General features: G+C 33.6%; 24 protein-coding genes. 9 read left to right on the top strand and 15 right to left on the bottom strand.

The features are described 5' to 3' along the window. Positions 1-32: 32 nt before the first annotated feature. The 5 genes from V4538_16560 to V4538_16540 form a co-directional block, all read right to left on the bottom strand. Complete coding sequence (locus V4538_16560; protein ID MES2382663.1) at positions 33-908, bottom strand: alpha/beta hydrolase; 876 nt, start codon at positions 906-908, stop codon at positions 33-35. A gap of 23 nt (positions 909-931) precedes the next feature. After that, a complete protein-coding gene (locus V4538_16555; GenBank protein ID MES2382662.1) occupies positions 932-1,471 on the bottom strand; it encodes a GNAT family protein in 540 nt (179 codons plus the stop codon). A 41-nt stretch (positions 1,472-1,512) separates the two neighbouring features. Continuing rightward, complete coding sequence (locus V4538_16550) at positions 1,513-1,923, bottom strand: GNAT family N-acetyltransferase (protein ID MES2382661.1); 411 nt, start codon at positions 1,921-1,923, stop codon at positions 1,513-1,515. A gap of 70 nt (positions 1,924-1,993) precedes the next feature. After that, on the bottom strand, positions 1,994-2,536 hold the full coding sequence (locus tag V4538_16545) for a GNAT family N-acetyltransferase (GenBank protein ID MES2382660.1): 543 nt from the start codon (positions 2,534-2,536) through the stop codon (positions 1,994-1,996). Positions 2,537-2,596: 60 nt separating this feature from the next. Further along, the gene (locus tag V4538_16540) at positions 2,597-3,265 is read right to left on the bottom strand and encodes a hypothetical protein (protein MES2382659.1); all 669 of its coding nucleotides are present in this window, start codon (positions 3,263-3,265) and stop codon (positions 2,597-2,599) included. Between the two features lie 168 nt (positions 3,266-3,433). On the opposite strand from V4538_16540, the gene V4538_16535 reads away from it, so the two are divergent. The 5 genes from V4538_16535 to V4538_16515 all read left to right on the top strand — a co-directional run bounded on the left by V4538_16535 (position 3,434) and on the right by V4538_16515 (position 5,958). Then, the gene (locus V4538_16535; GenBank protein ID MES2382658.1) at positions 3,434-4,288 is read left to right on the top strand and encodes an SPFH domain-containing protein; all 855 of its coding nucleotides are present in this window, start codon (positions 3,434-3,436) and stop codon (positions 4,286-4,288) included. Positions 4,289-4,311: 23 nt separating this feature from the next. After that, entirely contained in the window at positions 4,312-4,815 is a 504-nt protein-coding gene (locus V4538_16530) for a hypothetical protein (protein MES2382657.1), read from the top strand. Positions 4,816-4,853: 38 nt separating this feature from the next. Next, the gene (locus tag V4538_16525; protein ID MES2382656.1) at positions 4,854-5,363 is read left to right on the top strand and encodes a hypothetical protein; all 510 of its coding nucleotides are present in this window, start codon (positions 4,854-4,856) and stop codon (positions 5,361-5,363) included. A gap of 6 nt (positions 5,364-5,369) precedes the next feature. Next, positions 5,370-5,552, top strand: coding sequence for an Arc family DNA-binding protein (locus V4538_16520; GenBank protein MES2382655.1), 183 nt, complete (start codon positions 5,370-5,372; stop codon positions 5,550-5,552). A gap of 67 nt (positions 5,553-5,619) precedes the next feature. After that, on the top strand, positions 5,620-5,958 hold the full coding sequence (locus tag V4538_16515; protein MES2382654.1) for a carboxymuconolactone decarboxylase family protein: 339 nt from the start codon (positions 5,620-5,622) through the stop codon (positions 5,956-5,958). Between the two features lie 86 nt (positions 5,959-6,044). On the opposite strand, the gene V4538_16510 is transcribed toward V4538_16515, so the two are convergent. The 4 genes from V4538_16510 to V4538_16495 all read right to left on the bottom strand — a co-directional run bounded on the left by V4538_16510 (position 6,045) and on the right by V4538_16495 (position 12,169). After that, entirely contained in the window at positions 6,045-7,481 is a 1,437-nt protein-coding gene (locus tag V4538_16510; GenBank protein MES2382653.1) for a TolC family protein, read from the bottom strand. Beyond that, positions 7,474-10,677, bottom strand: coding sequence for an efflux RND transporter permease subunit (locus V4538_16505; protein ID MES2382652.1), 3,204 nt, complete (start codon positions 10,675-10,677; stop codon positions 7,474-7,476). Before V4538_16505 ends, V4538_16510 begins: the two co-directional genes overlap by 8 nt. Before the next feature lie 17 nt (positions 10,678-10,694). Continuing rightward, positions 10,695-11,777 (bottom strand): efflux RND transporter periplasmic adaptor subunit, encoded by a 1,083-nt coding sequence (locus V4538_16500; protein MES2382651.1) that lies wholly within the window; start codon positions 11,775-11,777, stop codon positions 10,695-10,697. 86 nt (positions 11,778-11,863) lie between these two features. Next, positions 11,864-12,169, bottom strand: coding sequence for a hypothetical protein (locus V4538_16495; GenBank protein MES2382650.1), 306 nt, complete (start codon positions 12,167-12,169; stop codon positions 11,864-11,866). 179 nt (positions 12,170-12,348) lie between these two features. Between V4538_16495 and V4538_16490 the strand changes: the two genes are divergently transcribed. Both V4538_16490 and V4538_16485 read left to right on the top strand, forming a co-directional pair. Beyond that, entirely contained in the window at positions 12,349-13,275 is a 927-nt protein-coding gene (locus V4538_16490) for a LysR family transcriptional regulator (protein MES2382649.1), read from the top strand. Between the two features lie 17 nt (positions 13,276-13,292). Next, positions 13,293-14,513 (top strand): SIR2 family protein, encoded by a 1,221-nt coding sequence (locus V4538_16485; GenBank protein MES2382648.1) that lies wholly within the window; start codon positions 13,293-13,295, stop codon positions 14,511-14,513. Here V4538_16485 and lnt read toward each other — a convergent pair. Both lnt and rsmI read right to left on the bottom strand, forming a co-directional pair. After that, positions 14,510-16,105 (bottom strand): apolipoprotein N-acyltransferase, encoded by a 1,596-nt coding sequence (gene lnt, locus V4538_16480; protein MES2382647.1) that lies wholly within the window; start codon positions 16,103-16,105, stop codon positions 14,510-14,512. The genes V4538_16485 and lnt overlap by 4 nt on opposite strands. Next, entirely contained in the window at positions 16,092-16,769 is a 678-nt protein-coding gene (gene rsmI / locus V4538_16475) for a 16S rRNA (cytidine(1402)-2'-O)-methyltransferase (GenBank protein ID MES2382646.1), read from the bottom strand. The genes lnt and rsmI overlap by 14 nt, the downstream gene beginning before the upstream one ends. A 295-nt stretch (positions 16,770-17,064) precedes the next feature. Between rsmI and V4538_16470 the strand changes: the two genes are divergently transcribed. Beyond that, positions 17,065-17,823, top strand: a complete 759-nt coding sequence (locus V4538_16470; GenBank protein MES2382645.1) for an FkbM family methyltransferase — start codon at positions 17,065-17,067, stop codon at positions 17,821-17,823. 40 nt (positions 17,824-17,863) lie between these two features. Here V4538_16470 and V4538_16465 read toward each other — a convergent pair whose 3' ends face one another. Further along, complete coding sequence (locus V4538_16465; protein MES2382644.1) at positions 17,864-18,451, bottom strand: YceI family protein; 588 nt, start codon at positions 18,449-18,451, stop codon at positions 17,864-17,866. Between the two features lie 52 nt (positions 18,452-18,503). After that, complete coding sequence (locus tag V4538_16460) at positions 18,504-19,094, bottom strand: Crp/Fnr family transcriptional regulator (GenBank protein MES2382643.1); 591 nt, start codon at positions 19,092-19,094, stop codon at positions 18,504-18,506. Between the two features lie 171 nt (positions 19,095-19,265). On the opposite strand from V4538_16460, the gene V4538_16455 reads away from it, so the two are divergent. Then, entirely contained in the window at positions 19,266-21,287 is a 2,022-nt protein-coding gene (locus V4538_16455; protein ID MES2382642.1) for an OmpA family protein, read from the top strand. 38 nt (positions 21,288-21,325) lie between these two features. Here the strand turns inward: V4538_16455 and V4538_16450 are convergent, their stop codons facing one another. After that, the gene (locus V4538_16450; protein ID MES2382641.1) at positions 21,326-21,952 is read right to left on the bottom strand and encodes a DedA family protein; all 627 of its coding nucleotides are present in this window, start codon (positions 21,950-21,952) and stop codon (positions 21,326-21,328) included. Positions 21,953-22,024: 72 nt separating this feature from the next. Next, positions 22,025-23,218, bottom strand: coding sequence for a hypothetical protein (locus tag V4538_16445; GenBank protein MES2382640.1), 1,194 nt, complete (start codon positions 23,216-23,218; stop codon positions 22,025-22,027). Positions 23,219-23,469 lie beyond the last annotated feature (251 nt).

Genomic DNA, 23,469 nt, shown 5'->3' with positions numbered 1-23,469 from the left:
CTTAATTTATGTGTTGAATACTAGTGAGTGAATTATCGTTCAAATCTTCGGCTGTAGCCTTTAAACGGCTCAGCTAAAAAACGCTCAATGGTGGTATTGAATAAACCCGGATTTTGTTTGGCTACAGAATGAGTTTCATTAGGCAAAATAGCCAGGTTAGCCTTTGGTATATTTTTGTAAATAAGTAAAGTATGCTCTTCCTTTACCACATCCCTGTCGCACGATAATACCAAAACAGGAACCTGTATTTTTTGTAAGTCCCATAGTGCAATATGTGGCTGAAACTCCATCAGTCTGTTTCGTAATTTAGTTAAGTACCAGTTCTGAGTAGTATCTTTCATTGCCAGCATTTTTTCAGCATGTACCCTTTCATTGTGTATGTCTGTAAAAGTTTCAGGAAGCAGCGTTGTGGTGTCGGGCCACAAATTAGCACTGAACGCTACCATTTTATGAATGTGTTGAGGATAATAAATACCCATCATCAATGCTACTATACCGCCATCACTTTTACCAATTACATTTACCGAATCAAGTTTTAGTAATTCAATAAAAGTAGCCATATCATGCGCAGTTTGTTTAAAGGTTAAGCTATCCTTCCCAAGGTCCGAATTTCCCCTGCCTCTGCAATCAATAGCATACACTTTGTACTTTTTTGAAAAGAATTCAATTTGAGCAACCCAACCTTTTATGCCCGTACTGTTACCATGAATAAGCAATAAAGGTTTCCCGTTTCCATATACTTCGTAATAATGTTTTACACCATTTAAAGTAATGTATTGCCCCGCTTCCTTGTTATTGCCGTAAGCTGTCTGGGCTGATAGTTTACACAATAGTAATAGCAAAAACACAGCAACGCATATTACTTTTAAGCCTGTTAGTTTATTGATTTCAGAATTAATTCTATACATATTTCAAATGGTTATAAAGTGAATTATTGTTTTAAAAAATCTTCTTCTAAAATAGCAAATCCAAAGTTATCATGCCATTGCCCCCTGATAGGTAACAATTTTCTGGTATGCGCTTCCTTGGTAAATCCGGCTTTTTTCAGAACTTTAACCGAAGCAATATTTTCAACAGCACAACCGGCTTCAATTCTATGCAAATTCAGCGTATTGAAACCAAAATCAAGTATGGCCATTAAAGCCTCACTTGCATATCCCTTGTTCCAAAATGCAGGATTTATTTTATACCATACTTCCGCATTTCTGTAATGAGGTTTTCCCATCGTTAGCCCAATCATACCCAATGCCTGTTGATTGGTATTATCTTCCATGATGTAGATATACCTCACACGTGGCTTAACCTTTTGTGCCAGTATAATTTCATTAGTATATTGTTCCGTTACAGTTATTGTTTCAGGAATACCAAGCGTATTGTATTGGTCAACCTCGGGTATAGAATTCAGTTCATGAATAAAGGATAAATCTTGGTAGGTAACTTCCCGTAAATGAAGTCTTTCAGCAATAATCATTATTTTAGTTTTTGTTTAAATAGCCATGGCAGTAAATCAGATTAATTATAAGTTTTTTGGAGTACCAACTTATAAAAAACATTGTCAATGGGATTATGCGAAAAGTTACTAGGCAATTCCTGTTGTGTTATTTTTATAAAACCATAATACTTGTAAAATTTTTGTGCAGCAATAAATTGTTCCATAGTGCCTAAATAAATAGTATTTACATTATGTTCATTACACCAGTTAAAAACAGTTTGCATCAATTGGTTGGATATACCTTTTTCTTTCCCACGATGCGCTTGCTTTAAAAACATACGTTTTAAAACTATAAAGCCTTCTTCAATATTTAAAGCAACAGAACCGACTACTTTATCCTCCTCCAAAGCTATCCAATAATGGTCAGGCTGTTTTGGTTTATAGTTAGGGTAAGAAACAGGCATACTAAACTCATCATTAATTTCTTTCATTAGTAAATCAACATCAGTTTGATGTTGGTCATTAAATGGAATTATTGTAACACTTTCAAGGGCCATATATTTAAGGTTTGTGTATTCTGAAAATGTTTACCCTTGTTTCACTGAACAACGTATTTTTATCTATATGCATACCGTTTTTCAAAGCCACATTTTCCGATGATGTATTGCCTTCATTAATAATAGAAATAAGTGAATCCCTGAAATTATTTTTAAAAGCAAAGTCTTTACATTTTTGTGCAGCCTCCGAGGCATAACCTTTGCCTCTAAAGGCAGGCATAAGTGAATAACCAATCTCTAGTTCTTCAATACCGTCAACTACCTGTATTAACAAACCGCATTGACCAACCAATAAACCGGTTTCTTTATCAATTAAAGCATTCATGCCACCCTTGTTGTTTTCATAGCGCCAAAATACTTTATCAAACCAAAGCTTGCATTTTTCTTCCGGTGTTTTATCCAAGTCTTTTGGGTCAAAAATATATTTCAACGAGTCAGGATAGGCACAAAATTTCAGCCATTCCTGCATGTCATTTGTATCTAAAAGACGGTATGTTAAACGTTCTGATTCTTCCCCTGTCAATAAGTAATTGTTCAATACTTTCATGGAGTAATTTTAGCGCTTACTTTTTTACTTTACAAATGCCTGTTATTTTATGACTATTCATCAACTGCATTTTTTTATTTTTAATGGAGTCATTTTATTGAGTTCTTCTTCTGTTTCAGCTGTATTGTCTAAATAATCTTTGAAAAACCAGTGTTTGTTTTTAAGTTCTAAAAAATACTTTATTTCATGGAAAGGAGGATTGTTATCAAAATCAAAAGCCCCCTCATTAATACCGAAATGTTTTAACAGGATAAATTTATCATTACAAATACTATATATCTTACAAGTGTTTAAACTACTATAATCGCAATAGTCAATAACCAAAGCTATCTCATCCCTTTTGTCATTGTTAAGGTCGCCAAGATTGATGAGACAATACAAGCCCAAACCTGTACCTAAAAATAAAGTATCCTTAAACCCATTGGAACAGGTAACAATAATATTGGATTGTTGATGGTAAAAATAATCGACTATGGAGTCCCATTCATTGTTATCCGGGTCAGGAAAACTATCAATAACTCTGTGAGTTAAATCACTCATATTGTTTTGATATAGTGTATCAAGTATACGGTCGTTATTAAAGTAGCCCGTTATAAATAGTTTATCCAGTGTTGAATATTTTATAGGTGTAACATCTGTTTTGTTTGTTTTATGAGAGCGGTTTGCAGGTGCTTCATTGTTGCCACAAGCCAGTACTAAAAGCAGTAAAACAGAGAGTAGTATTTTCATATAATTAAGTTTATCAAATATATTTATTTCAATCCTAAACAAGGGCAAAACTAAATTTAACTTTTCATCAATGATTAAAGCCGTTAAGCAATTTTGTAAATAAATAATTTGGAGTTACGGAAAAATATGTACTATCATTGTGATATCATTTTAATATCAAAAATAACTATGAAAAACGAAATTGAATTTAAAGGAACTGCTGGATTTGGAATGCTGTTTCTATTGTTGGCAGGTATTGCAGCCTGTATTGTAAGTATGATTATGTTTAAAACATTAGTATTGCTGGTTTTGCTTGTAGCATTGGTAATGATGTTGCCAGGTTTTTATATTATTCAACCCAATGAATCATTGGTATTAACCCTGTTTGGTAAATACGCAGGTACCGCAAAAGACAATGGTTTTTATTGGGCCAATCCATTTTTATTAAAAAGAAAAATTTCTTTACGTGCACGTAATTTAGATAGTCAGCCTATAAAAGTAAACGATAAACTAGGTAACCCAATTATGATTGGTATTGTATTAGTATGGCGCGTAGCCGATACCTTTAAAGCCGCCTTTGAAATAAACGATTATGAAAGCTTTGTAAGAATACAAAGCGAATCAGCTATTAGAAAATTAGCAGGTACTTATCCTTATGACAATTTTGATGATGAACAAGCAGAAATATCATTGCGTTCAGGAAACAACGAAGTGCATGAAGAATTAGTAAACGAATTAACTGAACGTTTGGTTATAGCCGGTATAGAAGTAGTAGAAGCACGTATCAGTAATTTATCGTATGCACAAGAAATAGCAGGAGCTATGTTGCAACGCCAGCAAGCTACAGCCATTGTAGCAGCAAGAACCAAAATTGTGGAAGGTGCAGTAGGTATGGTTGAGTTAGCTTTAAAACAATTGTCAGCCAAACAAATTATTGACTTAGATGATGATAAAAAAGCAGCCATGGTTAGTAATTTAATGGTTGTATTATGCAGTGATAAAGCGGCTAATCCTGTTATCAATACAGGTACTTTGCACCAATAAATAAGTAATTAATAAATTTTTTTATGGAAGCATTTACAGAAAAACAAAGTTTTATAAAAAGTTGGTGGCCCCTTTCTATTGCATTTTTTATCATGGCTGCCATTGTTCCGTTACTTAACTACAATAACGGTCAGTTAAGTGTACCTGATATGATGTTTCCCGTATTTGTTTTGTTAAGTAGTGGAATATTTGTTTTCTTTTTTACGTTGTCGTCAAGAGTTGATGAAACAGCCGTTTTCGTTAAGTTTGGCTTGTTCCAGCGTTCGTATAAAGTATTTAAGTGGGAAGATATAAAAACTGTTGAGGTTAGAAAATATAACCCGATTATGGAGTATGGCGGTTGGGGTTATAAAGGATTATGGAAGAAAAACCGTGCTTATAGCGTATCAGGTAATATGGGTTTACAAATTACTTTTCATAATAATTCAAAAGTATTGATCGGAACCAAAGAGCCCGATAAAATGAAAACCTATTTATCGTATTTAAAAGAAAAATATCAAATAGCTGCTTTGGGTGCAATAAATTAATAGCCTAATATTTTATCCGCAAATAATTAAAAAAGTTCATGGAAGCATATATTGAAGAACAAGGTTTTTATCAAAAGTGGCGTTACTTTTTTATACCAATTGTATTTATTAGTATCATCATTTTTGCACTTTCCTTTTTAAAACAAACAACCTTGACAATTCACTTTTTTTTACCATCACTTATTTTTATTTTGGTAATGGTTATGCTAATTTATTTGAAGCTTAATACAAGAATTGACGAAAAAATAATCCAAGTAAAATTCAATTTATTTATGCTCAAACCTAAAGAAATTAAGTGGAACGAAGTTAAAACTGTTTCTATTTACCAATACAATTCCTTCTTTGAGTTTGGAGGTTGGGGTGGATACAGAAAAAATTTATTGAATGGCAGAGTTGCTTATAATGTTTATGGCAACAAAGGACTTAAAATAGTTTTGTTAAATGATAAAACTATAGTACTTGGGTCAAATGATATTGATAAAATGAAAACCTATTTATTGTATTTAAAAGACAAATATCAAATTGCTGCATTGACTGCAATAAACTAATAAAAAATGGCCGAAAAAGACGAGAAAAAACCTTTTGCTTTACGCTTAAGTAAAGAAATGATGGAGTGCATTGAAAAATGGGCTGCTGACGAATTTCGTAGTACCAACGGGCAAATAGAATACATATTGAACAAAGCTTTAAAAGAAGCCGGAAGACAAAAGAAAAAGTCCATAGACAATAGTAAATAGACCATAGAAAATAACCCATCGCTTATTTACTATGGTCCATCGTCTATAAACCATAAACTTATAAACCATGAATAAAGTAGAAGAATTTAACACCTACCGCGAAAAGATGAATGAAAAAATACTAGGCTCAGAAAACCTCGTATTGAAACGCTTATTTAATTTAGACAGTAATACCTATGCCGAAGGCGCATTGAGTACGCAGGTAAAAGAAATGTTAGGCCTCGTAGCCAGCATGGTTTTACGTTGTGATGATTGTATAAAGTACCATTTAGGCAAATGCCACGAAGCAGGAGTAACTACCGAACAAATGTTTGAAATATTTGCAGTAGCTAATATTGTTGGTGGCACCATTGTAATACCCCATACCCGCAGAGCCGTTGAGTATTGGGAAGAATTAGTAGGGTAGGACTTCAAGCCAAGCCGAAAGTTTATAATAAAAAAAGAGCCTGTTATTTTGAACAAGCTCTTTTTTTTTGCTTACATTTTATAAAACTAATTCCAGCCACCACCCAATGCACGGTAAATATTTACCATAGCATTCATTTGTTGTTTCTTGGTATCAATTAATTCAAACTTAGCTTCCAATGCATCGCGTTGTGTTAACAACACTTCCATATAATCTGCCCTTGCCGACCTGAATAAATTATTTGAAATAACAACCGATTGTGTTAATGCATCCACTTCCTGCAATTTCAAATCGTAGGTTTTGTTTAAGTTATTAATGTTCGAAAGTTGGTTTACCACTTCTACATAAGCCTTTAAAATAGTTTGCTCATAATTATAAACAGCTTGTATTTGTTTTGCATTGGCACTATAGTAGGCAGCTTTAATTCCATTTCTGTTTATCAATGGAGCAGTTAGATCGCCAGCTAACGAATACAATAATGACTCAGGGGCTTTAATTAAATAGCTTGCATCAAATGCTTGGAAACCTATACCTGCAGTAATACCTAAGGAAGGATAAAATCTGGCTTTAGCCGATTTTACATCCAGTTTAGCAGCAGTCAAAGCTAGTTCCGCTTGTTTAATATCAGGACGATTATCAAGTAGTTGTGCCGGAATACCCGCATAAATAGTATTAGGTACCAAATTGCCGAAAGCAGCGGCATCCCTTTCAATCGTTTGAGGTGACCTTCCTATCAAAAAATTAATTCGGTTTTCTGTTTCAGTAATTTTTTGTTGAATGCCAAATTGAAGACTTCTGGTATTCAACACCTGAGCTTCAAACCTACGTACAGCTAATTCAGTAACACGTCCGGCCTGTTTTTGTAGCCTTACAATTTCCAATGCGTTACTTTGAATGTCAATATTCTGTTTAATAATGTCCAACTGATTATCAAGAGCCAGTAATTCATAGTACGAATTGGCAATTTCAGCAATTAAGTTAGTTACTAAAAAGTTTTTCCCGCTGGCAGTTGACATATACCTGTTAAATGCAGCTTTTTTTGCATTACGTAACTTGCTCCAAATATCAACTTCCCAGTTGGCATAAGCACCTAACATATAATTTGGCAAGGGGTCAGGTGTAGCTATTCCGGGTTTTATGTCAGTATTTGCTTCACTGGAACCTCTGCTGGTATATCGCCCTGATTTATCTAAACTTGCTCCGGCACCCAAGCCTACACTCGGCAAGTATTCACCTTTTCTGGCTCTTACTTCATTTCTGGCAATTTCAATTTCCTGTAAAGTAATATTTAACTCCTGGTTGTTTTTCAATGCAGAGTCAAGAAGCGAGTTTAAGAAAGGATCAGTAAAATATTTTTGCCACTTTACCTTTGATGTATTGGTACTATCCGGGGAGTTGTTATCATAACTCCCCGGTACCTTTTTGCTTTCTGTTTTTTGAACAACAGATGGTGTTGAACAAGCCGAAAATAATAACGACATAAGTACAGAACCCATATATATAAATTTCATTCTCTTACTCATTAGTGTCATCTTCAGTTATTGGGAAATTGTCAACTCTGTGAACAAAATCCTCGGTTAATGAATTTTCATCTTCGTGTTTTATTAGTTTTCTACCTTCAGCCAGTTTGCCAAAAATAAAGTACAATCCGGGGACGATGATTACCCCGAAAATGGTTCCGAAAAGCATGCCCCCTAAAGCCGATGAGCCAATAGTTCTGTTACCAATTGCACCTGCACCATGGGCAAGTATCAACGGAATTAATCCGGCTATGAAAGCAAAAGAAGTCATTAAAATGGGACGGAAACGCACTTTAGCACCTTCAATGGCAGCATCTAAAACACTAGCCCCTTCGCGTTGTTTTTGCATGGCAAACTCTACAATCAAAACAGCATTCTTGCCTAATAAACCAACCAACATCACCAAGCCCACCTGCGCATAAATATCATTGGCCAGTCCCATTACCTTCAGTAATAAAAACGAACCAAAAACACCCGCGGGTAATGAGAATACTACTGCTAAAGGTATAATAAAACTTTCGTACTGGGCCGCCAATACAAAGTACACAAATATCAGCACCACAATAAAAATGTAAAGTGCTTCATTTCCACGTCTTACTTCATCGTACGAGAGTGCTGCCCAATCAATATCAAAGCCATGTGGCAATGTTTTAGCGGCAACTTCCTGTACTGCTTTTATAGCTTCACCACTACTGTATCCTTTAGCAGGAGCACCTCTAATACCAGCAGTATTGTACATGTTATACCTGTTTATTTCATTAGCACCTTGTTTCTTTACAATTTTCATGAAGGCAGAAAATGGAACCATTTCACCACGATCATTTTTTACATACAATTTCATTACATCAGAAGGCAACCTTCTAAATTCAGGAGCGGCTTGCACAAACACTTTGAAAAAGCGTTGAAACTTAATAAAGCCGAGCTCATAAGTACTTCCTACAAAAATGGATAAAGTATTCATGGCATTGCCAATGGAAACACCTTTTTGCATAGCCAGCTTATTATCTATTTCTATTTCGTATTGCGGATAGTTAGCACTGAAAAAAGTAAATAAACCTGTTAACTCTTTACGTTTCGCAAGCTCCTTCATGAAATCATTTTTTACTTTTTCCAATTGGTTGTAATCACCCGAGTTGGTCTTGTCTAATAATTGCAAAGCAAAACCTCCCGCTGCTCCGTAACCAGGCACTGCCGGTGGATCAAAAAACTCAATGGTTGCTCCCGGAATGGCTTTTGATTTTTCTTCTAACTCATAAATAATTTCGTTAACATTATGCTTGCGTTCGTTCCATGGTTTTAAGTTAATCAAACAAGTTCCTGCATTTGAACCCCTGCCTTCAGTCAGTACCTCGTAACCCGCAATGGAGGAAATAGATTGTACTCCTTCCACCTTTTGAACAATTTTTTGCAATTGACTTGATACATCATTAGTTCTTTCCAAAGTAGAGCCTGGAGGTGTTTGAATAATAGCGTAAATCATTCCCTGATCTTCGCTAGGAATAAATCCGGAAGGCAACGTTTGACTAATACCCAATATACCCAAGCCAAAAGCCAATAATATACCAAAGGTAATAACCCTTCTGTTTACTATTAATTTTAATAAGCCAACATACTTACCGGTTAGTTTATCAAACGCATGGTTAAATTTATCTAAGAATCTGTTCAGCCATGTTTTCTTTCTTGGTTTACCATGGTTGTTTTTTAAAATCATAGCACAAAGAACAGGTGTAAGCGTAAGTGCTACAAAGCCAGAAATAACAATAGAAGTAGCCATAGTAATAGCAAATTGTCTGTAAAAAATACCTACAGGGCCAGTCATAAATGCTACAGGAACAAATACTGCGGTCATTAATAAAGTAATGGCTATTACTGCTCCGCTAATTTCCCTGATTACTTTTTGTACCGCTTGGTAAGGCGATAAATGAGGCTCTTCTTCCATTTTAGCATGCACGGCTTCCACCACCACAATAGCATCATCCACCACAATACCAATGGCCAGTACCAAGGCAAAGAGTGTAATCATATTAATTGTCAGTCCAAAGAGCTGCATAAACATAAAGGCACCAATTAACGATACAGGCACTGCCAGTGTTGGAATTAAAGTGGATCGCCAATCACCCAGAAACAAGAACACTACCAATGCCACCAAAATAAACGCATCGCGTAATGTATGAATTACATTTTCCGTTGATGCATCAAGGAAATTAGAAACGTCATAACTAATTTCATAATCCATACCAGGCGGGAATGTTTTTTTCAGTTCATCCAGTTTGGTTTTTACTTGTTCAATTACTTCGCTGGCATTACTACCATAAGTTTGCTTCAGTACAATAGCTGCAGATGGACTTCCGTTCAGGTTAGAATAAATATCGTAATACTCACTTCCCAAAACCACTTTGGCCATGTCTTTTAAACGCAGAATTTCCCCGTTTGCATTGGCCCTGATAATTACATTTTCGTATTGTGCAGGGTCGTTAAAACGATCAGAATAAGCCAATACGTATTCCAATGCTTCAGCCCTGCTTCCATCACCTCTTCCAATCCTACCCGGCTTACCAATAATACTTTGGTCACTTAAGGCAGTCATTATTTCGTCAGGCGATACATTATAAGCCCTCATCCTGTCAGGGTTTAACCATATACGCATAGCATACTGCCTGCTACCTAAAATTTTAGCTTGCCCGATACCATTTAAACGCTGTAATTCAGGTATCATATTTACACCCGCGTAGTTAAAAAGGAACTTCATGTTAGCATTTGCATCCTTACTGTAAAGATTCACATACATTAACATACTCGGCATAATAGGAGTTACCACAACACCTTCCCTTTGCACCAAAGTTGGTAACCTGTTTAGCACCTGCTGCACCCTGTTTGAAACCTGCACCAGTGCCTGGTCCGGGTCGGTGCCTAAATTAAATACAATTTGAATATTGGCTTCACCCGCACTGGTAGCATCGGAAGTCATATATTTCATTCCCCACGCACCATTCAATGCTTGCTCTAAAGGAATAATAACAGATTCGGCTAACGACTTTGCGCTAGCACCTGGGTACGATGCAGTTACCATTACCATTGGCGGTGCAATGGAAGGGAACTGCGATGTTGGCAATGTTTTAATAGCCAATACACCCATAAAAATAATTACTAACGATAGTACAATAGCGAGTACCGGTCGTTTCAGAAATTTATTGAACATCTTTTTATTTATTTAAATTATTCAACGTATACGTTTAAATGAGAAATAACCTCCTCAGGTTTTTCGTATTCGTATTCTATTTTTTGGTTATCACTTACTTTACGAATGCCTTCTAACAGTATTCTTTCATTTTCTTTCAGTCCCGATTTAACAATATATAAATCCGGTAATTCAGCTTCAATGTTTATTTCCCTTTGTCTTACCACATTGTCCTTATCAACCACAAAAACATATCGTTTTTCCAATATTTCGAAAGTGGATTTTTGAGGAATAATAATGGCGTTTTTAAGCGGTACAGACATTTGAATATTACCGGTTTCGCCATGGCGTAACAACCCTTTTTGATTAGGGAAAGTAGCCCTGAAAGCAATGTTTCCTGTTTCGTTATTAAAATCGGCTTCAATGGCTTTAACTTCTCCGGGGTATTCAAAAATCTGGCCGTTAGCCATTAGTAAATTAACCCTTAACAGGTTTTCAGTAGTAATATTGGTTTTGTAATTTAAGTACTCAGCTTCTGGTACATTAAAGTAAACCCACATTTGGCTGTTGTCCGATAAAGTGCTAAGTAAATCACCTTCGTTTATCAAACTTCCTAACCGTACTTGGAAATGATCCATGATGCCATCAAAAGGAGCACGTATTTCGGTAAACTGTAAATGAGTTTGGGCCAGAGAAACTTCTGCTTTGGCTTTATCTAATTTAGCTTTGGCTAAGGCTAGTTCATTAGGCGATACAATATTACTGTCAGATAATTTTTTTGTATTCTGGTATTCAATTTCTGCGTATTGGGCTTCAGCGTTTGATTTTTGTAATTCCGCTTGGTATAACAAAGGCATTATCTTAAACATAAGCTGTCCTTTTTTTACGTGTTGCCCCTCATCAACATAAATATCCTGTAAATAACCTCTCTCCAAGGCACGTAGCTCTATATGGCTGATGGCATGGATTTGGGATACGTATTCCCTCGTAATTAAGGTGTCTTTTTTTAACGGGCTGGTAACTAGAAATTTACTTTCTTCTTCTTTTTCTTCTGTTTTAAATTTACAGCTTGTTTGGCTCAATAAAGCACATAAAGCCGCAAAAATGAGAATCTTCCTCATGATTTGACTATTGGTTTAATAATAAATTGATGATAAAATGAAATAACGTTTGGTGTAAAGGCTACACCGCTGCAAGGGAAACAGGCCTAAATTCTGAATATGCCGAGGGCAATATTAGTAGCTACGTTACTGTAAAGATTTTTATTGGAATTATAATAAGAAGGTAAGCCTGCAGGCAGGTTGACTAATTTTATATTAAGTAAGTTAAGGTTTAAATAAAATGAACTTTGTAAAGGAGTTTCTAGTTTATCTTCACCAAAATCTTCCTCCGTCTCATTAATACAATCAATTGTTTTTATACCATCCGGTAAATGAGTTTTATGGATATTTGTTACATGATACTTGTTCGTTTTAAAAATACTTTGAAACGCTGGTTGTATAATGCTGTTCAAAAACACTGCGATTATTAGTATAAAAAGGTAGTATGGAACTTTTTTACTCATTTATAATGTATCGCTATCGCTTGTTGATTAATGTAATTAAAAATATTGTCATTAAATACTGCGCAAAACTACTACCAAGTTCTGTTAATTTATATTTATATTTGTTATGATATACATAAAAATTATTTATGAATTATACTTTACACCAATTGCAGGTCTTTGTTAAAATTGCTAAAACTGCAAGTATTACCAAGGCTGCGGAAGAATTAAATTTATCTCAACCGGCTGTTTCTATTCAGCTCAAAAATTTTCAGGAACAGTTTGATGTTCCACTCACCGAAATTATTGGACGTAAAATTTACATAACCCATTTTGGGAAAGAAATAGCCATAGCGGGTAAAAAAATTATAGATGAAGTAAATGCTATTGAATATAAAACATCCCTTTTTAAGGGAAAAACAACCGGTAAATTAAAAATAGCTGTGGTATCAACCGGTAAGTATGTCATGCCTTATTTCTTAACCGACTTTTTAAATCAAAATCAGGAAATAGAACTATTGCTTGATGTGACCAACAGGGCAAAGGCAATTGATGCTTTAAGCAGAAATGAAACTGATTTTAGTCTCGTATCCGTTTTACCTGATAAGTTAAATATAGAGAAAGAAGAACTGCTTCAAAACAAATTGTATTTAGTGGGTAATGCAGAGTGGGCTGCTAAGTTTAAGGGCAAGAGCAAAGAAGTGTTAACTACTATCAATTTAATATATAGGGAAGAGGGTTCAGGAGTTAGGCTTACCCTGCAACAATATCTTGATAATAATAATTTAAAGGTTAAAAAGAAGCTGGAGCTAACTTCTAACGAGGCCGTAAAGCAAGCTGTGATTGCAGGTTTAGGCTGTTCAGTAATGCCGCTGATTGGTTTGAAAAACGAATTGCAAAACGGAGATTTATTTATCATCCCCATTAAAGGATTTCCTATAAAAACCAGTTGGAATTTAATATGGCTAAAGCAAAAAAGTTTATCTACCGTTGCTTTAGCATTTTTAAATTTTATAAAAAGCAATAAAGCAAGTATTATAAAAAATCACTTTGAATGGTACGAAACTTATAGATAAAATTGATTAATTAGTATATGAAAGAAAAATTAATATTATTTACTGCTGCAGGATTTTCAATTGATTTTTTGGAACCAAAAACTGAATCAAAAGAGAAATTAACTACGGATTTTATTACCAAGGTCATAACGGATTATAGTTTTTTTAAGGATGAAGTATTCGATTGTATCAAAGAACAATTAGGTAATAAGCTAGATAAAGAGTCTTATTTAAATGATTGTAAGGCTATAATTAATAAATATTCCGAACTTTACGAAATAGCTAAAAATGAGCTAGGTGTTGAGGATACAAAAAATTTAAATTTTGAGCATTTAATTTATTTAAGTGAGCTGATTTCGGACACAAAAAAAGGAGAACTTAAAGGGACCATTTTAATTGAACATAAGCTTAAGCCAATTGTTTTGTCAAACAAATTTGATAATCCTGATTTTACTTTGAATGAAACGCTTAAAATTAAAGCACTAATATTAAATGTAATTTATGCATATTTTAAACTTCGTTCAAATGAATCTGATGTATTACAAAGTTATTTTAAAAAAATATGTTCAATATATGAGTTTAAATACCACACATTAAATTACGATTTAGTTATTGAAAATTCCATCAATGATTTCAGAAAGAATACAGAAAGAGATAATAATGATAACAAAAACTATTATTTTAATCATCTGCATGGACAAATAGATCTGGTAAGCGCTAAATACTTGATTGGCGCGGAGCCTGCTTTCAACCATAGAGCGGGTTCAATGAATTCTATTGTTAAAGAAATAGGAACGGGTAATTTTGATAGTCATGAAAATAGACATGACTTTGATATGATTACTGGATTTGATAAGTCAACAAAAATGTTGAATGACCATTATAATAAAGCTTACAATAAGTTTGTTTTAGATTATCATACATCAAATGAAATTATAATTATTGGTTATTCATTTAATGATAAACACATCAATAATATTTTAAGAGCAAATATTAGAAATTATAAAAAAGTAATAATTGTTGATTATTTAAAACTAGAAGAAAGAACTAATGACGAAATTTTTAGGAAAATATACTTTATCTTTTTGCAAATTTGGGATAACTATTTAAACTATACTTCTGTTAATAGTGATAAATTAAAGAATTTAATTTATCACTCAGAAATAACAAATATCTATTACCATAAAGAAGAAGAAGTGGAGTTTGAATTTCACTTTGATGGTTGTATTAGTTTTATAAAAAGCCAATTGAATAATTAACGTTTTCTTCTAAACAACACAGGCAAATTAAATAGCAAATAAAAGGCCGCCATGTAAGCTATATAGTCGCCATATTTAGTATAAAAAGTAATTTCGTTATTAACTTGTACTTTTTGTTTAAGAGCTACAGCTTCATCCCACTTGCTTTGTTGTATTACATTGCCCTCATCATCAATAAATCCAGAGATACCTGTATTGGCTGAACGTGCTATAAAGCGTCTGTTTTCAATAGCGCGTAATTTAGCATATTCAAAATGTTGTTTATACCCAGCCGTATTACCCCACCAGCCATCGTTGGTTATAATACAAATAATATTGGCCCCCTTTTTTACATAGTTGCTTACGTATTCTCCAAACACACTTTCGTAACAAATAACAGGCGCATATTGCACTTTATTAATATCAGTAAAATTGCTAACTTCTTTATCCCTACCAAGTCCACCACTAGTGCCGCCTAAGTCAATTACAAATTTTTTTAAGAAACGAAATACATTTACATAAGGCATATTTTCAACACCGGGTACTAACTTACTTTTATGGTATGCTTGCCATGGAGCAGCACTGTTTTTAAAAAGAGCCGTGTTGTAATAATCGTAATATATATTGTCTTCTTTGTAAAGCCTTGCAGTAGGTGTTATTTCAGCTTTATCAAAATAAAATTTAAAAGAGCTAGCCCCTGTTAACAAGCTCAAACCTGCGTGTTGGTTAATAAAAGTATCTAATAAATTAATAGCATTATTCTTATCGTAGTTACGTTCATCTACATTTTCCTGTATGGCAGTTTCAGGTGCTAAAATTAAATGTGTTGTCGAGCTTATTTGTGAGGAGGCTAAGTTTATAATTTGTTTTATTTGCCCGTCAGGAGTAATGCTGTTAAATTTTTCGTAAGAATCAAAGTTAGGTTGTACAATGGTAATTTCACTGAAACGTTTAAACTCTTTTCTCGGTTCATGTCTATCCGTTAAAATGTAAAACGACACAAATAAAGGAGCCAGTATATAAATGAACAATTGATTGAAAACCTTTTTAACAGGAATGGTTTTATGCTCTTTATAATAATTGAATAATTTTAAGCCGGCTACACTGCCTGCCAATATCCATAAACTTCCACCAAAAACACCTGTATATTCATACCATTGAATGAGTTTAGGCCAGGCTGCAAATACATTTCCTAAAGTTAACCAAGGGTAAGCAAATTCCCAACGACTGTGTAACAGTTCCATGCCAATCCATAAAGCTATAAAAAACCAATAGTTAACCTGTTGCGTTTTTCTATTCACTATATGAAAAATAAGAAAAGGCAAAATCATTAAAAAAGTATCAAAAACCCATGCAAATACACCACCTCCTGGGCTTGCATTCCATATCCAGTAAGTAGTAAAAAAGTTTAAACCAAAACTGGCAATTACTATGTATAATAAGAACCAAGCCGAATCTTTTTTGCTTAACCTTATTTCTTGTTCCAATAATAAAAGCAAGAAAAAACTTATCAGTATAAGTGGGGTAATACTATATGGAATCCATGCTAAGCCGAAGCTGCAAGCGGCACCTATGCTATATAAAAGCCATCTTAAATAATTATTTTTTACCATCAATAACAATTACAAATTCGCCTTTAACTATGTTGTTTTCAAAATGAGTAAGCACTTCTTGTACCGTCCCATTTACTGTTTCTTCAAAAGTTTTGGTTAATTCCCTGCTTACACTTATCAGCCTGTCCGCACCAAAATACTCTACAAATTGTTTTAAAGTTTTTACTATTCTATGCGGGCTTTCATATAGAATAATGGTTCGTTCCTCTTCGCATAGTTTTTTGAGCATCGTTTGTCGGCCTTTTTTTTCAGGTAAAAAACCTTCAAAACAAAAACTATCAGCAGGCAAACCACTTTTTACCAATGCCGGAACAAAAGCTGTGGCACCCGGCAGGCAATCAACCTTAATACTATTTCTTAAACTTTCACGTACCAATAAAAACCCTGGGTCGCTTATAGCTGGAGTTCCTGCATCGCTAATTAAAGCAATGTTTTTACCGTTAAGTAACTCGTTTATATAATGCTGCAAAACCTTATGCTCATTATGCATGTGATAACTCTGTAAAGGTTTTTGAATTTGGTAATGATTTAATAGCTTAATGCTTTGCCTGGTATCTTCCGCAATAATTAAATCAACCTCCTTTAAAATTCTAAGAGCCCTTAAAGTAATATCTTCTAAATTACCAATAGGAGTGGGTACTATATACAAAACACCTTGTTGCATGGTGGGCAAATGTATGTTATAAGCAGCGCACAACCAAAATAGGTTTTTGTTAAAAAGGGCTAATTATACCTGATAATTAAGTGAAAGGATACCGCTTTAACTATTATTGATTGAACAAATGATGTTTAAATTATATTTTACCAATATGAAATTATGCAACTTTTTGTTTTCTATAGCAGCCACTAGGCTTGAATAACAAGGCTTGCATTGGGGTAAAAGCGGCTGCTTAAATAAAAGAAGTATGTTTTTAAGCTAATTTTTAATTGTTTTGTGAACTTGGCATTTTAACTAGTTGATGAAAAAAATTTATACCTATTTAGCCTATTTCTGGCAATACATAAAATATGGAGACTTTAAGTCTATATATTATTCTATCTATTTTTTATTAACGCAAAAATCAAATGCCGAAGCCCGTTTGGTAAAAAGCGGTTTAGGGTCATTTTACACCAGAGCCAATACTTTAGATTTTCAATATATTAATTATGCTTACGAGTTAGGCGTTAAAAAATTTATTGAACAAAGTGATTTTGATGTTTACATTGATGCCGGTGCTTGCGTTGGAGAGTTTTCTGTTTGGTTAGCTAAAGAAGGAAAAAAATGTATTGCTTTTGAACCGGTAAAAAATAGCTATGAGTTAATTTTAAAAAATACTGCTTTAAATAATGTAGAATCAAAAGTTCAGGTATTAAACTATGGCTTAGGTCGCAAACATGCTGTTGAATATTTTTTGGTTGACCATTTAAACATGGGCGCAAGCAAAAAGGTTGATTATGTGACTGACGAGAAATTTGAAATTAATAGATTAGACGATGTATTTGAAGGTTTCAATCTGAAAAAATCAGATCGTATATTGGTTAAAATAGATGTAGAAGGTATGGAGATTGATTTGTTGGAAGGTGCTCGCAACTTTTTAAACTATTTTGATGAAGTGATATTGATTATAGAAGAAAAGCTATCAGGCGAAGGCGAAATAAAAAACTACATCAGTAAAAACCATAATTTTGAATTTGGTTTGGTTGATCATTTTAATATGTACGCCCGAACAAAAAAATAAGCCCTGAACTTAGGGATAGCTAAATTCAAGGCTTTCTTTATTATTTTTTTATCAATTCAATATTACAGCTTATTCTCACTGTTTGACCTATTGATAAACCTCCGGCTTCTAAAACCGAATTGTATTTTAAACCGAAATCGTAACGGTCTATATCACCCCAAATTTTCAATCCTGCTCTTGTTCCTCCCCAAGGGTCTTTTACAATTCCGCCAAAGCGTGCATCTAAAACAATTGATTTAGTTATGCCATGCATGGTTAATTCGCCATACACTTTGTAGCTGTTGCCATTCACTTTAACAAATTTTTTGCCCTTAAAAATAATAGTTGGATGTTTAGCCGCATCAAAAAAGTCAGGGCCTTTCAAATGTTCATCTCTTTTTTCATCAGCAGTATTTATACTGTTTACCTGGGCTGTAAAATCAAAAATTACATCTGTAAAATCAGGCTTGTCTGATTTTGCATTTACCGCATAATCAGTAAACTTACCGGTAGTTTCCGAAATAATTAAATGGTCAATAGCAAAGTTGATAGAGGAATGAGATTTGTCCAAATTCCAAGTAGTGTTTTGAGCCGTTAGTGCTCCAATTGTTGCCAAGGCTAATAAGCCTGCGATTATTGTTTTTTTCATGGTTCAAAACAACAGCTATCGGAAATGATAAAAATTAAAGTAGTTTAATAAATTACTGTTTGCTTAATCTTTTGCGAAGCATGCTTAAAAATACTGGTGTAATACCTAAGTAAGAAGCAATTTGTTTTTGCGAAATACGTTGCTCAAGGGAGGGATATTTCTGCACGAAGAACTGATAACGTTGTTCAGCCGTAAAAGATAAATTCTGGTTGATACGTTGTTGTTGGGCTATAAAAGCATTTTGAAGTATTATTCTAAAAAATCGTTCAAACTTAGGAACCCGTTCATATAGTTTTTCCAAATTGCTTTTAGAAATTTGCAATAGTTCCGTGTCTTCCAAAGCATCAATAAAATAAGTAGCTGGTAATTGAGTTAAAAAGCTGTACATGTCGCCAACCCACCAGCCTTCTATGCCAAACATAATAATGTGTTCTACTCCATTGCTATCAATAGTATAAGCTCGTAAGCAGCCTTTACTTATAAAATTTTCTGTTTTAATTACTTCATTGGCTTGCAGTAAAAAATTTTTACGTTTAATATGTTTAACCTGTAGTAATGATAGAAAATAATCCTGCTCATTGCTATCAAGCGTTATATGTTTAGCTATATTTTGAAGAATGAGTGGAGTTGATTCTACGGGCATATTAATAGTTGTTCAAGTCTGTCAAATTTAGCTATTCTTTTTATTCAATTCATATAGCCCCCTTTAGTATATTTTTTAAGTAAAGAAACTGTATAATTTTCATACCAAAAAAAGTAAGGCAACGTTTAATTAATAATAAATTTAAAAATTATGCAGTACAGAAACAATTTCATGCTACTGTTAATAATGGTTTTTATTAACAGCGCTCAAGGGCAAAATAGGTCATTTACCTATCAAGTTAATTTTAAATCAAATGAGCACGTCCTGGATGTTGGCGATAATGCCATTCTGGATAGTTTATTCTGCCAGGCCAATCAAAGTTCCTATTACGAAATATATCTTCAGGCACATACTGATAATAATGCAGGTGATTCTTACAATATTCAATTATCAAGCAAAAGAGCGCAAGCCGTTAAAGATTATTTATTGGAAAAAGAATTGAAATCAGCCCGTATTATTAGCAAGGCATTTGGTGAAAAGAAGCCAAAAACCGATAATAATACGCCAACAGGTAAAGCTGATAACAGACGTGTTGAAATAATATTGAACACTTATTGTATTAATTCTACTAACGATGTTTTGAATGAAATAAGACCAGATTATAAACAAACTTATACAATACTGACTAATCAAAACAATACCATTAAAGGAAGTAATGGAACCAATATAATTATACCTGCTAACACTATTACTACTTTAAAAGGGCTACCCGTACAAGGTTCAGTAAATATTGTATTAGAGGAGTATTTAAAACCGGCAGATGCAGCATTCAATCAACTATCAACAGCGAGTAATGGGAGGTTGTTAGAGAGTGGCGGCATGTTTAGTATTAAAGCTTATTCAATGGAAAGTAAGGAGGAGCTAAAACTCAATGAAGGAAGTAGTATGACTGTATATATGCCAACCATTAATATGAGGAATAATATGTCATTATTTACCGCTGTACAAAACACTGATGGCACTACCGAATGGAAAATGACTTCCACTCCATTTTTACCTAAAGGTTTAGAAAAAAATGAAACAACTAAGCCTGTTAAATTAGATGTAAATAAATTGGATAAATGGAAAGTAGCTTGTAAGTGGAGTAATGATACACCTTCCTTTGTTTATAGACTACCCAAAAAACCTGAACACCCGCAATTGGCGTTAAAATACCCCAAAATGGTATTGCCCCAATATAAAAGTTTATTCAATTGGAGAGAAAGATTGTTTTATCCGAAAAGTTATTTGTCCAAATTGTATAAAATAGAACTAGCCAATCGGAAAAAGTATTATGAAAAAAGACTTGCTATGTATTTAAAAAAAATAGCAAAGTATGATAGCCTTTTGGCAAAGTATAAAAAGGATTCCATTCAATTTGAGACTGTAGAATTCAATACTTTTAAAAATTGGTTGGAGGAACAAGCCGTTAAACATCAACAATATGCCGATTTTTATGAACGAATGCAGTGGAATAGGGCTATTCAAAATTTAATTGAACAGAGTAACAACAGCACTTTAGTAAATAATACAGATTTGAAACAACAGTTTTTAAGAGCAATAGGTCCTTATAGTTATGGATATGCCACAGCTTATGCTCATAAAATGGCCTTGACCATTATTGATTACTATAAAGATTTAAGTATGGATGAAGTCATGAGGATGAATTTTGGTAAAGCGGAATTAAGCTTAAATTATTACAATAATTACCGTATTAGAGGTATGTTAATGACTAACAATGTTACTTATGCCCAGAATTTATTAGATAGCAATAATGAACTTTTAAAAATGCTTGACATAGCCAGAGGTCAAGTAATATCAAGCCAAAATAGTAGAAATACTTTTAATGAAAACAAAGTAGCTAAGGTTTATGAAACAGCCTTGAGTAACTTTGGAATGTTTAATTGTGATAGGTTTTATAATCAACCTCAGAATAGTATGGCTACTATTAATATTCCTTTTGAAGGCGATGCCAAAGTAGCTTTTTTTGTCCCTTCATTAAATAGTTTTATGTATGCTTCTAAAACCGATTTTGGATATACAGCGCAAATGCCTAAGGGTACAGAGGTGAAAATAATTTTTGTTTCTTACCACATAAAAGAAGGACCATTATTATGTATTAAACAAACTAAGTTTACTGATAATTTAACGTTGGATATAGAAGCCAAACCATCTACTTTAAAAGAGATAAAAGAAGTGTTGAAGAATATTTGAATAAAAACACAGTCAAGTAATTTACTTGACTGTGTTTTTTATACTTTTTCGTTAGTAGCTTTTTTTGTTTTTTCTCTATACGATTTAATAACGGGAATACTGGTAACTACTATAAATAAGATAATAATATAGTTTAAGTAATTAATAGCCTCCGGAAATACCTGACCAACATAAAAGCCGGAACCGGTAACAATTAAAGGCCAAAGAAAAGCACCTATTACATTGTAAATAAAAAATACAAAAGGATTAACCCTGACTATACCTGCAAGGATAGGAGCAAAGGTTCTTACAATGGGTAAAAACCGACCAAAAATGAGTGTAATACCACCGTATTTTTGATAAAATGTTTCCGCTGTTTCAATGTATTTTTTCTTAAAAAACAGGCTATCCTTACGTTGATACAAGCTATTACCAGTTTTCCAGCCAAACCAATAACCAAAGTAATAGCCCGCAATAGCTGCCAAGGCAATACCTGCTATTAGTTTAAATAAAGTTACTTTTAAAATAGTGGTAGCTAAAAGACCAGCTGTAAATAGGAGAGAGTCGCCCGGTAGGAAAAAACCAAAGAAAACCCCATTCTCCAAGAATATAATGGCTAGCACCAAGGCAAAGCCTCCAAATTCAATTAACTCCTGCGGTTTGAATAAATCCCAAAAACTATCCAAGGTTTTTTGTATTAATTATAGTACGAATAAAGCCTTTTTAGTAAGTAAACCAATTGTTTTGCGAAAAAAACATTAAAATAACATAATTTGTTCAAAAGCATCTGCTAAAAATGTTTCCGATTGCAGACTATAGTATTCATCAAAAGCTTCTTTGTCAAATACGTTAAAATCTAAACGCTCTAATCTTAAAAATTCCAAAGCACTTACACTCTCTTCCATTTTACCGTTTACACTCAACCCGATTTTGAATTTTTTTACAGTATCGCCTACACAAAAATCCTTATTGGCCAATACAGGTTTTTTATAATAAGCCGCTTTGGTTAACAAGTGGTTTGATGAAACATAGTTGTAAAAATACAAATAACTAATGTCAATCTCTTTGTACAATTGATTTACCTGTTCATCGCTCAATGCTTGTAAAATAAACAGTACGTTTTGCTCATGGTGTTCCATAAACTGTTCAACTTCCTGCCTCTGTTCTTCACTCATGGCCGAAAAGTCGAGCTTGCCAGCAAACACAAAAAAGTATTTATCAATATCTACTTTTTTAATAAGTCTAATCAAAGCCGTAATGCCTTCATTGTTTTCGACCCCTAAAAGGCCTACCACAATTCTGCTTCGCGACAGTTCTTGAATTTGCTTTTTATAAGCAGATTCTTTTTTGTCAGTATTTACATTGCTTATTTCAGGAAACACGACCACTTTTTTATATACACGGCTACGTAATGGTTCTGTAATAAACCTGTCGAGCACACATACGCCTACACAGTTTTCTGATTTAAAAAGATAATCAGGTTCTAAAAACTTGGGGTCTACATCCAGTTTTAGTTGCTTTAATCTGTAAGGAGCCGGGTTAAAATAAATACCACTCCATTTATATTTAAAAGTTAAATCGAGCAACATAATATGTACCGATTCACGTATAAACGGGTCAATTGGGCAGAAAAACACAAAGTCAATAGCTGCTCCAACTCGTTTTTCGGCTACTTTTAATTTTCTGCTTACTGCTCCCCAGCGACCTAATAGTTCAAAATATTTAGGTTTATTATGGGCAAATAATTTTTCATCGAGCGGTAAAGCCGTAAAATTATGGGCAAAACGGGGTATATGTATTTGTACATACTCCGAAATTTCAAAAAACTCAGGACTAATAACCACCACTTTTTTACCTTTACGTAAAAGTAATTCAGTGTAATAGCTTAAATAAGTTGCAAACCTATTACCCGAATGTGGTGAAACCAGCGCTATAGTTAAAATATTGTCCAATTTTTGATTCGAAATCTTAAAGCGCAAAAATCCTCAATAAATAGAAGCTTTTAGCAACAATGTATAAACAGTTTTTTAATTATAAACGGTGGTTAGTCAAATAATTGCTTTTAATCAATAAATTTTTTTAAGAAAAGTCTTTACAAATTGTCAAAAGTTTTTACTTTTGCACTCCCTAAAATAACCAACAAGGGAAATTGTCCGATGGTGTAACTGGCAACACGACTGATTTTGGTTCAGTAGAGTCTAGG

The organism is Bacteroidota bacterium (assembly GCA_040388375.1).
Taxonomy (GTDB): domain Bacteria; phylum Bacteroidota; class Bacteroidia; order UKL13-3; family UKL13-3; genus JAAFJM01.
Note: the sequence above shows the minus strand (reverse complement) of the source record. Positions and strands in the feature narration are given on the sequence as shown.

Excerpts from the sequence above, each read along its gene's own strand:
- V4538_16560 (MES2382663.1), bottom strand. The coding sequence starts at position 908 with ATGTATAGAATTAATTCTGAAATCAATAAACTAACAGGCTTAAAAGTA.
- V4538_16555 (MES2382662.1), bottom strand. The coding sequence starts at position 1,471 with ATGATTATTGCTGAAAGACTTCATTTACGGGAAGTTACCTACCAAGAT.
- V4538_16550 (MES2382661.1), bottom strand. The coding sequence starts at position 1,923 with ATGAAAGAAATTAATGATGAGTTTAGTATGCCTGTTTCTTACCCTAAC.
- V4538_16545 (MES2382660.1), bottom strand. The coding sequence starts at position 2,536 with ATGAAAGTATTGAACAATTACTTATTGACAGGGGAAGAATCAGAACGT.
- V4538_16540 (MES2382659.1), bottom strand. The coding sequence starts at position 3,265 with ATGAAAATACTACTCTCTGTTTTACTGCTTTTAGTACTGGCTTGTGGC.
- V4538_16535 (MES2382658.1), top strand. The coding sequence starts at position 3,434 with ATGAAAAACGAAATTGAATTTAAAGGAACTGCTGGATTTGGAATGCTG.
- V4538_16530 (MES2382657.1), top strand. The coding sequence starts at position 4,312 with ATGGAAGCATTTACAGAAAAACAAAGTTTTATAAAAAGTTGGTGGCCC.
- V4538_16525 (MES2382656.1), top strand. The coding sequence starts at position 4,854 with ATGGAAGCATATATTGAAGAACAAGGTTTTTATCAAAAGTGGCGTTAC.
- V4538_16520 (MES2382655.1), top strand. The coding sequence starts at position 5,370 with ATGGCCGAAAAAGACGAGAAAAAACCTTTTGCTTTACGCTTAAGTAAA.
- V4538_16515 (MES2382654.1), top strand. The coding sequence starts at position 5,620 with ATGAATAAAGTAGAAGAATTTAACACCTACCGCGAAAAGATGAATGAA.
- V4538_16510 (MES2382653.1), bottom strand. The coding sequence starts at position 7,481 with ATGAGTAAGAGAATGAAATTTATATATATGGGTTCTGTACTTATGTCG.
- V4538_16505 (MES2382652.1), bottom strand. The coding sequence starts at position 10,677 with ATGTTCAATAAATTTCTGAAACGACCGGTACTCGCTATTGTACTATCG.
- V4538_16500 (MES2382651.1), bottom strand. The coding sequence starts at position 11,777 with ATGAGGAAGATTCTCATTTTTGCGGCTTTATGTGCTTTATTGAGCCAA.
- V4538_16490 (MES2382649.1), top strand. The coding sequence starts at position 12,349 with ATGAATTATACTTTACACCAATTGCAGGTCTTTGTTAAAATTGCTAAA.
- V4538_16485 (MES2382648.1), top strand. The coding sequence starts at position 13,293 with ATGAAAGAAAAATTAATATTATTTACTGCTGCAGGATTTTCAATTGAT.
- lnt (MES2382647.1), bottom strand. The coding sequence starts at position 16,105 with ATGGTAAAAAATAATTATTTAAGATGGCTTTTATATAGCATAGGTGCC.
- rsmI (MES2382646.1), bottom strand. The coding sequence starts at position 16,769 with ATGCAACAAGGTGTTTTGTATATAGTACCCACTCCTATTGGTAATTTA.
- V4538_16470 (MES2382645.1), top strand. The coding sequence starts at position 17,065 with ATGAAAAAAATTTATACCTATTTAGCCTATTTCTGGCAATACATAAAA.
- V4538_16465 (MES2382644.1), bottom strand. The coding sequence starts at position 18,451 with ATGAAAAAAACAATAATCGCAGGCTTATTAGCCTTGGCAACAATTGGA.
- V4538_16460 (MES2382643.1), bottom strand. The coding sequence starts at position 19,094 with ATGCCCGTAGAATCAACTCCACTCATTCTTCAAAATATAGCTAAACAT.
- V4538_16455 (MES2382642.1), top strand. The coding sequence starts at position 19,266 with ATGCTACTGTTAATAATGGTTTTTATTAACAGCGCTCAAGGGCAAAAT.